Origin of the sequence: Acinetobacter sp. TUM15071 (genome assembly GCF_008980925.1) — a bacterium.
Lineage (GTDB): Bacteria > Pseudomonadota > Gammaproteobacteria > Pseudomonadales > Moraxellaceae > Acinetobacter > Acinetobacter dispersus.
Genome location: NZ_BKGB01000105.1, coordinates 1 through 216 on the forward strand (window position 1 = coordinate 1; position 216 = coordinate 216).

The 216-nt window shown below is 55.6% G+C and carries 1 protein-coding gene; it reads right to left on the reverse strand.

Annotated elements, in window-relative coordinates; translation table 11 throughout:
* Window positions 1-216: hypothetical protein (locus GBI66_RS19625; RefSeq protein WP_171494365.1), on the reverse strand; the 216-nt coding region annotated here is incomplete at both ends.

Genomic DNA, 216 nt, shown 5'->3' on the forward strand with positions numbered 1-216 from the left:
TGGTGATGTCGACTGTGTAGCTCGCATCCGCAGTGGCGTTGCCCACGTTGCCTGCTGCATCGGTTGCTGCAATGCTGACGTTAATCACGTTGTCAGCATCAAGTACCAATTGCCCGCCGGCAACCGTCACAGCCCAGGTACCACCCGCTTGTACGGTGGTGGTTAAGTTAACGCCATTGACGTTCACGGTCACCACATCACCAACCGTGTATTCAC